The sequence below is a fragment of the Dyella sp. genome, assembly GCF_051962475.1.
In the GTDB taxonomy this organism is placed as follows: Bacteria; Pseudomonadota; Gammaproteobacteria; order Xanthomonadales; family Rhodanobacteraceae; genus Dyella_A.
The window spans coordinates 1-9,433 of sequence record NZ_JBQCCF010000048.1 but is presented as its reverse complement, the minus strand read 5'-3'; the positions used below and the strand labels follow the sequence as shown (position 1 = coordinate 9,433).

The following is a 9,433-nucleotide window of genomic DNA, read 5'->3' as shown; positions in this document are numbered from 1 at the left end:
CTGGAAGCGAAGATCGCGGAGTTCTTCGGCACCGAGGACAGCATCCTCTATGCCGCCTGCTTCGACGCCAACGGCGGCCTCTACGAGCCGCTGCTGGGCGAGGAGGACGCGATCATCTCCGACGCGCTCAACCATGCCTCGATCATCGACGGCATCCGCCTGTGCAAGGCCAAGCGCTTCCGCTACGCCAATTGCGACATGGCCGACCTGGAGAAGCAGCTGCAGGCCGCCGATGCCGCCGGTGCGCGCACCAAGCTGATCACGACCGACGGCTCGTTCTCGATGGACGGCTTCATTGCACCGCTGGACCAGATCACCGCGCTGGCCGAGAAGTACGGCGCGCTGGTGCACATCGACGAATGCCACTGCACCGGCTTCCTGGGCGCCACCGGCCGTGGCTCGGCCGAGGTGACCGGTGTGATGGACAAGGTCGACATCTTCACCGGCACCCTGGGCAAGGCGCTGGGCGGCGCGCTGGGCGGTTTCACCACGGGACCTGCCGAGGTGATCGAGATGCTGCGCCAGCGCTCGCGCCCCTACCTGTTCTCCAACTCGCTGCCACCGCACGTGGTGGCCGCGGCGATCAAGGTGTTCGACATGCTCGAGAGCGCCGGCGAGCTGCGCACGCGGGTGCAGGAGAACACCGCCTATTTCCGCCAGCAGATGACCGCCGCCGGCTTCGACATCAAGCCGGGCGTACACCCGATCGTGCCGGTGATGATCTACGACGCGCCGAAGGCACAGGCGATGGCCAGCGCGCTGCTGGAGGAAGGCATCTACGTCACCGGCTTCTTCTACCCGGTGGTGCCGCAGGGCCAGGCGCGCATCCGCACCCAGATGAGCGCGGCGCATACCCGTGAGCATCTGGATCGCGCGATCGATGCGTTCACCCGCATCGGCAAACGGCTCGGCGTGATCGGCTGAGGCGGGGGTGCCTCCCGCTGAGGGAGGAAGCTTAAGCAAGAGGCTTCGCGCTGAAGGGGAGCCCGCGCTTCGCTCCCTCTCCCCTGCACAAGCTCGGAGGAGAGGCTTACGCCTGAGGCTTTGCGCTAGCGCGCTCTGCCCCCTCTCCCCTGAACAGCTTCTCCGTTCGGGGGAGAGGGCTGGGGTGTGGGGGCGACTCTTGCCTTACCTACGCCGCACCTCACCGACAAACACCTAAAAAGCCCAAAGCACCCCCTCACCCAACCCTCTCCCCCGAGCAGGCTCGGAGGAGAGGGCTTTAAGCGCGGAGCCACGCGCTGGCGAAGAGCCCGCGCCTCGCTCCCTCTCCCCTGAACACCTTCATCGTTCGGGGGAGAGGGCCGGGGTGAGGGGGCTTTTGCCTTGCACGCTGCGCCTCTGTCCACGGGCGGCAACCCCACAACCCCGCTCTCCGCTCAGTCACCCACGTCGCAAAGCGTGCACCTCGTCGGGAGTGAGGTGTCGCCACTCGCCCTTGGGCAATTCGCCCAGGACCAGCGGACCGATGGCCACGCGGATCAGGCGCAGCACGCCGATGTCGTGCGCCGCCAGCAGTCGGCGGATGTGCCGGTTGCGGCCTTCATCCAGCACCACCTCTAGCCAGGCGTTCTTCTCGCCTTCGCGCAGCACGTTGACCGCCACTGCACCCAACCGCTCGCCGGCATCCACCACACCGGCACGCAGCTTCGCCAGCAGGGCGTCATCTGGGCGGCGGTCGATCTGTACGTGGTACGTCTTGTCGACTTGGTGCTTCGGCTCGGTCAGACCGGCCGACCACACGGTGTCGTTGCTCAGCAGCAGCAGGCCCTCGCTGGCGCGATCGAGTCGGCCCACCGGCCCCAGCCAGGGCAAGCCGGCGCCCTTGATCAAGTCGTAGACCGTATCGCGGCCGCGCTCGTCCGCGGCGCTCACCACAATGCCGCGCGGCTTGTTCAGCGCGATGTAGACGGGCGCTGCCGCCCGAACGCTCGCTCCGTCCAGGGCAATCGCCTCCCGTGCCGGATCGGTGGGGCGCTCCGGGTCGAGCATGCGCCGGCCATCGACGCTTACCCGTCCGTCCCGCACGGCCTGCTCGGCCTGACTGCGCGAGCAGACCCCGAGTTTGCTCAGGACCCGGGCCAGGCCATGGCGTGGAATGGTCGGGGGCTTCGCCGGGCGGCGGGGAGATCGGGTCATCCGCCCAGCGTAGCCAGCGCGGCATCCGTGCGGCAACCGCCGGTGACCGCCGTTCGCTGGCGGGGCTTGGTGGCAATGCAGGAAACACTGCATCCATCACGAACCGCCAGCCGTATCTGCAGTCACTACCGTCGCGGGCTTTGCGAAGACGTCACCCATGAAAACCGGCCATGCAGAACCGCACTTCGTCAAACGCATGCTCACCGGGCTGATGCGCTGGTTCGACACCAGCGCGCAGGACACCGTCGGCGACGATGACGATCGCATCGACTGGGCGCGGGTGCTGCCCTTTATCGGTATGCACCTGGCCTGCCTGGGCGTGTTCTGGGTCGGCTTTTCCTGGTTCGCTTTCTGGGTGGCGCTTGGGCTGTACGCGCTGCGCATGTTCGCGGTGACCGCGTTCTATCACCGGTATTTTTCGCATCGTGCGTTCAAGGCGTCGCGCCCGGTGCAGTTCGCATTCGCAGTGGTCGGCGCGGCCGCCGTGCAGCGCGGGCCGCTGTGGTGGGCGGCGCACCATCGCAACCATCACCGCCACGCCGATACGCCGGCGGACGTGCACTCGCCGGTGCAGCATGGCTTCCTGCACAGCCACATGGGCTGGTTCCTCAGCCGGGCCGGCTTTCGCACCGACTGGTCGAAGATCCCCGACCTGATGAAGTACCCGGAGTTGCGCCTGCTCGACCGCTTCGACCTGCTGGTGCCGGTGGCGCTGGCGGTGGGGCTTTTCTTCTGGGGACGCTGGCTCGGTCACGCCCATCCGGACCTGGGCACCAACGGACCGCAGTTGCTGGTGTGGGGTTTCTTCGTCTCCACCATCGTGCTGTTCCACGTGACGGTCACAATCAATTCGCTGGCTCACCGCTTCGGCAGCCGCCGTTTCGAGACCCGCGACAACAGCCGCAACAACTGGCTACTGGCGATCCTCACCTTCGGCGAGGGTTGGCACAACAACCACCATCATTTCCCGGGCTCAGCGCGACAGGGCTTCCGCTGGTGGGAGGTGGATCTGACCTTCTACATCCTGCGGACGATGGCGCTGTTCGGACTGGTACGCGAGCTCAAAGCCGTGCCGGTCGGCCTCAAGCGCAGCGAGCGCTGAGGCTCGCCATGCGCATTGCAGTCATCGGCGGCGGTATCTCGGGCATGGCTTCGGCGTGGCTGCTGTCGCGCGAGCACCAGGTGGACCTGTACGAAGCGAACGCCTACGTCGGCGGCCATACGCACACCCACGACGTCAGCTCCAACGGCCGCCCGTACGCGGTGGACAGCGGCTTCATCGTGTTCAACCCGGACAACTACCCGCTGCTGAGCCGGCTGTTCGCCGAGCTCGGCGTGGACTCGCAGCCCACCACGATGAGCTTCGCCGTGCACGACGAGGCGAGCGGCTTTGAATACGGCACCACCACTGTCGACGCGTTGTTCTGCCAGCGCCGCAACCTGCTCTCGCCGGCCTTCTACCGCATGGTGCGCGACCTCACGCGGTTCTATCGCGAGTCGCCGGCGCTGCTGCAGGACGCCGACGCCGGTCCGACGCTGGGCGACTACCTGCGCGAGCACCGCTACGGCGCGATGTTCCGTGACCGCCACATCGTGCCGATGGCCTCGGCACTGTGGTCCTCACCCAGCGACAAGGTGCTCGACTTTCCCGCGCGCTACCTGGTGCAGTTCATGGCCAACCACCACATGCTGCAGATCGAGGGCCGGCCGCAGTGGCGTGTGGTACGTGGCGGTTCCACACGCTACGTCGACGCCCTGCGCAAGCACTGGAAGGTGACCGAACGCATCGCCTGCCCCGTGCACGAAGTGCACCGCCACGCCGACGGCGTCGAAGTGGTGAGCCTGCTCGGCAGCGAGCGCTACGACCAGGTGGTGCTGGCCTGTCACAGCGACGAGGCGCTGGCGATGCTGACCGATCCCACGCCGGCCGAACGCGAGGTGCTGGGGGCCATCCGCTACCAGGAAAACGACACCGTGCTGCACACCGACACGCGGCTGCTGCCGACTCGGCGCAAGGCGTGGTCGGCGTGGAACGTGCTGATTCCCGCCTCGCCCACCGAGGCCTGCACGGTGACCTACTGCATGAACCTGCTGCAGTCGCTGGATGCGCAGGATACCTTCTGCGTGTCGCTCAACTGCACCGACCGCATCGCGCCGGACAAGATCCTGCGCCGCATGCGCTACGCGCACCCGGAGTACAGCCACGCCTCGGTCGCCGCACAGCAGCGCAAGGGCGAGATCCAGGGCAAGGACCGCATTTGGTATGCCGGCGCCTACTGGGGCTGGGGTTTCCACGAGGACGGCATGCGAAGCGCGGTGGAAGTGACCCGCGCGCTGGGAGTGCAGTGGTGACCTCGGCGCTGCGCCAATCGGTAGTCGACCCGTCGCCGGCAGCCCGAGCCTCCCACGACGACGCCGAGGCGGCCGGCGCGGCACAACCGCTGGCGAGTGCGATCTACGAAGGCTGGGTTCGCCATCGCCGTCACGCACCGCGAGCGCACGCGTTCCGCTACCGCATGGCGATGCTGTACCTGGACCTGGCCGAGCTGCCCACGCTGTTCGCGCAGCGCTGGCTGTGGTCGAGCGATCGCCGCAACGTAGCCGAATTCCGCCGCAGCGACTACTTGGGACCCACCGAGCTGCCGCTGGACGAGGCCGTGCGCCGCCGCGTGGCCGAGCACACCGGTACGCGTCCCACCGGCCCGATCCGCCTGCTCACCCACCTGCGCTACGGCGGCCACGTATTCAACCCGGTGAGCTTCTACTACTGCTACGCCGCAGACGGCCGCACGCTGGAAACCATCGTCGCCGAGATCACCAACACGCCGTGGAAGGAGCGCCATGCCTACGTGCTGCCGCTGGCCGAAGGGCGCACGCGTGGCACGGTGCCGGCCTGGGCGTTCGACAAGAGCTTCCACGTATCGCCGTTCATGCCGATGGCCCGTCGCTACGACTGGCGCTTCAGCATCCCGGGCGACGTGTTGCGCGTACATATGAACGTGCTCGACGGCGACCATCGCGACTTCGACGCCACGCTGGTGCTGGAACGCCGGCCGCTGGACGGCACCGGACTGGCCCGCGTGCTGTGGCGCTATCCGCTGATGACGCTGCAGGTGGTGTGGGCGATCCACTGGCAGGCCCTGAAGCTGTGGCTCAAGCGCAACCCCGTTTACGACCATCCCAAGCATCGCGAGAACTGACCCATGAACATCGAACTGAGCACCGTCGCCGAGGAGATACCGGCCATCGCCACGCAGCCGGGCAGTCTGGAGCGCGTGCTGCGCGGGCGCCTGCTGGCGCAGATGGGTCAGCTGAAGGGCTGCCGCCTCACGCTGGACGATGCAGTCGACTCGGTGGAACTCGGCACGCCGATCGACGGCGAGGAGCCGCTACGCGTGCACTTGCGCGTGCTCGACCCGCGCTTTTACCGGCTGGTGGCCGCCAACGGCAGCGTGGGTGCGGGTGAGGCCTACATCGAAGGCATGTGGCGCTGCGACGACCTGGTGGCGCTGATCCGCATCATGGTACGCAACCGCGACCTGCTCGACGGCATGGAAAGCGGCCTGGCCCGACTCGGCGGACTGGCGATGAGGACGTGGCACGCGCTCAACCGCAACACGCGCTCGGGCAGCCGACGCAACATCGCCGCTCACTACGACCTGGGCAACAACCTGTTCGGCCTGTTCCTGTCCAAAGACCTGATGTACTCCTCGGCGATCTACGCCGACGAGAGCGAATCGCTGGAGACCGCCTCCACCCGCAAGCTCGACCGCATCTGCCAGAAGCTCGATCTCTCCCCCGCCGACCACGTACTTGAGATCGGCACCGGCTGGGGTAGCTTCGCCATCCATGCCGCGCGGCATTACGGCTGCCGCGTCACCACCACCACGATCTCGCGCGAGCAGTTCGACCTGGCCACGCGGCGCGTCGCCGAGGCCGGGCTGGGCGATCGCATCGAGATCCTGCTCAACGATTACCGCGACCTCACCGGCACCTACGACAAGCTGGTGTCGATCGAGATGATCGAGGCGATCGGCGCGGAGTTCATGCCGACCTACTTCAACGCGATCTCGCGCCTGTTGAAGCACGATGGCATGGCGCTGATCCAGGCCATCACCATCGAGGATCACCGCTACGAGCGGGCGTTGAAGTCGGTCGACTACATCAAACGCTACATCTTCCCCGGCAGCTTCATTCCCTCGGTGAGCGCCATGCTCGGCGCCGCGCGCAGCGCCAGCGACCTGCGTCTGTTCCATATGGAAGACATCGGCCCGAGCTACGCGCTTACCTTGAAGGCGTGGCGCGAGCGCTTCATGGGCCGTCGCAGCGAGGTGCTGCAGGCCGGCTACGACGAGCGCTTCATCCGCATGTGGGAGTTCTACCTCGCCTATTGCGAAGGCGGCTTCCGCGAACGCTCGATCGGCGACGTGCAGATGCTGCTGACACGTCCCGGCTGCCGTCGCGCCTCCTACCTGCCCGACCTGCCCTCCTCGGCAGCGGCCTGACGGTGCGTCGATGAAGGTCTGGGCCAACGCCATCGGCTACCAGCTGGTCTGGTTCGTCGCCGTATGGGGTGCGGCCGCGGGCTACTGGTGGCTGGCGCCCCTGGCGCTGGTTCCGTTTGCCGCCTGGTACCTGAGCCGTCCGGACGGGCGCATCGACGCGTGGCTGATGCCGGTGGCGGTGCTGCTTGGCATCGCGCTCGATTCGGCGCTGGCGGCCAGCGACCTGGTCGCCTATGCCTCGGCCGTGCCGTCACCGCATGCGGCACCGGTGTGGATCATCGCCATCTGGGCGGCGTTTTCGCTCACCTTGCGCCACAGCTTTCGCTTCCTGCATGGCCGGCTGCCGCTGGCCGCCGCGCTGGGCGCAGTCGGCGCACCGCTGGCCTACCTCGGCGCTGCGCGAGGCTGGCATGCCGTGGCCTTTCCGCGAGGCAGCACACCGGCGGTGATCGCGCTGGGCGCCGGCTGGCTCATCGCGATGCCGACACTCATCGCGATCGCGCAGCGCTTCGAGCGCCGGCGCACCACTTCTTCGACAGGGAATCCAGTGCATGTGGCATGACGTCTGGTGGCAGATCCTCACTGTGTGGTTGGTCACCGCCGTGGCCATGACGGCGGGCTGGTTCGTGCAGTACCGCACGCGAAACGCCACGTTGGTGGATGCGATCTGGACCGCAACCATGGGGCTGAGCGCGGTGTTCTATGCCGCCGTCGGCTCGGGATCGCCGGCCCTGCGTGGGCTGCTGGCGCTGCTCGGCGGGTTGTGGGCGCTGCGGCTGCTCCTGCACCTGCTGCACCGTATCCGCACCGAGGACGAGGACGGCCGTTACCGGTACTTACGCCAGCACTGGCAGGACAACCAGGCAAAATTCTTCGCCTTTTTCCAGGCGCAGGCGCTGTTCACCGCGATCTTCTCGCTGCCCTTTCTCGCCGTGGCGGCGAATCCGGGTGGCGGCACCGCTTCGCTGATGATCCCTGGCACGCTGGTATGGCTCGGCAGCTTGTATGGGGAATCGATCGCCGACCGCCAGTTGGCCCGCTTCCGCGAAGATCCGGCCAATCGCGGCCGCACCTGCCGCACGGGCCTGTGGCGCTATTCGCGGCACCCGAACTACTTCTTCGAATGGACGCACTGGTTCGCCTACGTGCTGCTGGCCTGGGGCTCACCGCTGGCCTGGCTGGCGTGGCTGGGGCCGCCCCTGATGCTGGTATCGCTGTATCGCGTCACCGGCATTCCATTCACCGAGGCGCAGGCCCTGCGCAGCCGCGGCGATGACTATCGCCGCTATCAGCAAGCCACCAGCCCCTTCATCCCGTGGTTCCCGAAAGCTGAGGATCGACCCCATGACTGACACTCTCGCCTTGAACGCCGACGCCATCGAGCAGACCGAGGAGCGGGGGCTGACGCGCCTGGCCGAGCGCGGACTGATTCCGGACAGTTTGTTGCGGCTGGGCATCCGTCGGCTGTGCGCGCAGCGCCTGCGCGAAGAACGCGCGGGCGGAGCGGAAGCCATCTGGCAGCGCTTTCGCGACCAGCTCCAGCAGCTGCGCCAGAGCCCGCTGGCCCTCCACACTGATGCGGCCAATCGCCAGCATTACGAGTTGCCGCCACGCTTCTTCGAGCTGTGCCTGGGCGAGCGCCTGAAGTATTCGAGCTGCTACTACCCGCTTGGCACCGAAACGCTCGACGAGGCTGAGCAGAAGATGCTCGCGCTCTATGGCGAGCGCGCCGAGCTGGCCGACGGCCAGCAGATCCTGGAGCTCGGCTGTGGCTGGGGTTCGCTTACGCTGTGGATGGCCGAGCGCTATCCCGCCTCGCGCATCACCGCAGTCTCCAACTCACGCCCGCAACGCGAGCACATCGAAGCGCGCTGCCGTGAGAGAGGACTGCACAACGTGCGGGTGATTACCGAGGACGTGAACCGGCTCGAGCTCGATGCGGCGCAGTTCGATCGCGTGGTGTCGGTGGAGATGTTCGAACACGTGCGCAACTACCAGACGCTGCTGCAGCGCATCTCCGGTTGGTTGCGCCCTGGCGGCAAGCTTTTCGTGCACATCTTCTGCCACCGAGAATTGATGTACCCGTTCGAGACCGAACGTGACGACGACTGGATGGGCCGCCACTTCTTCACCGGCGGCCTGATGCCGGCGGCGGATACCTTCATGCATTTCCAGCAGCACATGGTGATCGAACAGCAGTGGCGCCTGTCTGGCACGCATTACGAGAAGACCGCAAACCACTGGCTGGCCAATCAGGATGCCCGTCGCGAGGAGATCCTCAAGGTGTTGGCGAGTACCTACGGTGCGCAATCGGCGAATCTGTGGCACCAGCGCTGGCGCATGTTCTGGATGGCCTGCGCGGAGCTGTTCGGTTTCGATGACGGCAACGAGTGGCTGGTTGGGCATTACCGGTTCCAGCGCCGCTCCGACTGATCGATTCGCCCCGGTAAGACAAGAAAAGCCCGGCTTGCCCGGGCTTTTCTTGCGGTACGACAAAGACCCATTGCCTTGCCCCGCTCATCTTCAAGCCCATGGGTTGAACTCACCCCAGGGGGCCATCCCATCCGCAGTAGCTGAGCATGACGCGGAAGCCAAAAGAAAAAGCCCGGCAGATGCCGGGCTTCTTCATGGGGACTACAGCGGTTCTTTTACTGCTGAACCTGCAGCTCCGTGCGACGGTTGCGGGCGCGACCGGCATCCGTGTCGTTCGTGTCGACCGGGTCGTTCTCGCCGTGACCGATCGGACCTTCCAGGCGGCTCGCGTCGATACCGTGGGCCGTCAGGTAGTC

At 66.7% G+C, this 9,433-nt stretch carries 9 protein-coding genes and 1 pseudogene; 8 read left to right on the top strand and 2 right to left on the bottom strand.

Annotated features, from left to right (window positions below; all coding sequences use genetic code 11):
* On the top strand, positions 1-924 hold a 924-nt coding region (gene kbl / locus ACTHJF_RS10870), incomplete at its 5' end, for a glycine C-acetyltransferase (RefSeq protein ID WP_440267123.1).
* A gap of 459 nt (positions 925-1,383) precedes the next feature.
* Here kbl and ACTHJF_RS10865 read toward each other — a convergent pair.
* On the bottom strand, positions 1,384-2,232 hold the full coding sequence (locus ACTHJF_RS10865; protein ID WP_440267122.1) for a pseudouridine synthase: 849 nt from the start codon (positions 2,230-2,232) through the stop codon (positions 1,384-1,386).
* Between the two features lie 64 nt (positions 2,233-2,296).
* Between ACTHJF_RS10865 and ACTHJF_RS10860 the strand changes: the two genes are divergently transcribed.
* From ACTHJF_RS10860 to ACTHJF_RS10830, 7 genes are read left to right on the top strand one after another with little or no spacing between them, the layout of a single operon-like run.
* Complete coding sequence (locus ACTHJF_RS10860) at positions 2,297-3,241, top strand: acyl-CoA desaturase (RefSeq protein WP_440267121.1); 945 nt, start codon at positions 2,297-2,299, stop codon at positions 3,239-3,241.
* Between the two features lie 8 nt (positions 3,242-3,249).
* The gene (locus tag ACTHJF_RS10855) at positions 3,250-4,491 is read left to right on the top strand and encodes an NAD(P)/FAD-dependent oxidoreductase (RefSeq protein WP_440267120.1); all 1,242 of its coding nucleotides are present in this window, start codon (positions 3,250-3,252) and stop codon (positions 4,489-4,491) included.
* The gene (locus ACTHJF_RS10850) at positions 4,485-5,339 is read left to right on the top strand and encodes a DUF1365 domain-containing protein (RefSeq protein ID WP_440267119.1); all 855 of its coding nucleotides are present in this window, start codon (positions 4,485-4,487) and stop codon (positions 5,337-5,339) included. The genes ACTHJF_RS10855 and ACTHJF_RS10850 overlap by 7 nt, the downstream gene beginning before the upstream one ends.
* Before the next feature lie 3 nt (positions 5,340-5,342).
* On the top strand, positions 5,343-6,644 hold the full coding sequence (locus tag ACTHJF_RS10845) for a class I SAM-dependent methyltransferase (protein WP_440267118.1): 1,302 nt from the start codon (positions 5,343-5,345) through the stop codon (positions 6,642-6,644).
* A 10-nt stretch (positions 6,645-6,654) separates the two neighbouring features.
* Positions 6,655-7,206 (top strand): DUF2878 domain-containing protein, encoded by a 552-nt coding sequence (locus ACTHJF_RS10840; protein ID WP_440267117.1) that lies wholly within the window; start codon positions 6,655-6,657, stop codon positions 7,204-7,206.
* Positions 7,196-7,996: a DUF1295 domain-containing protein gene (locus tag ACTHJF_RS10835; protein ID WP_440267116.1), complete on the top strand. Its 801-nt coding sequence runs from the start codon at positions 7,196-7,198 to the stop codon at positions 7,994-7,996. Before ACTHJF_RS10840 ends, ACTHJF_RS10835 begins: the two co-directional genes overlap by 11 nt.
* Positions 7,989-9,077 carry an SAM-dependent methyltransferase gene (locus tag ACTHJF_RS10830; RefSeq protein WP_440267115.1) on the top strand — a complete coding sequence of 363 codons (1,089 nt, stop codon included), beginning with the start codon at positions 7,989-7,991 and terminating at the stop codon, positions 9,075-9,077. The genes ACTHJF_RS10835 and ACTHJF_RS10830 overlap by 8 nt, the downstream gene beginning before the upstream one ends.
* 215 nt (positions 9,078-9,292) lie before the next feature.
* Here the strand turns inward: ACTHJF_RS10830 and ACTHJF_RS10825 are convergent.
* Positions 9,293-9,433, bottom strand: a pseudogene (locus ACTHJF_RS10825) (OmpA family protein); the annotation flags it as partial.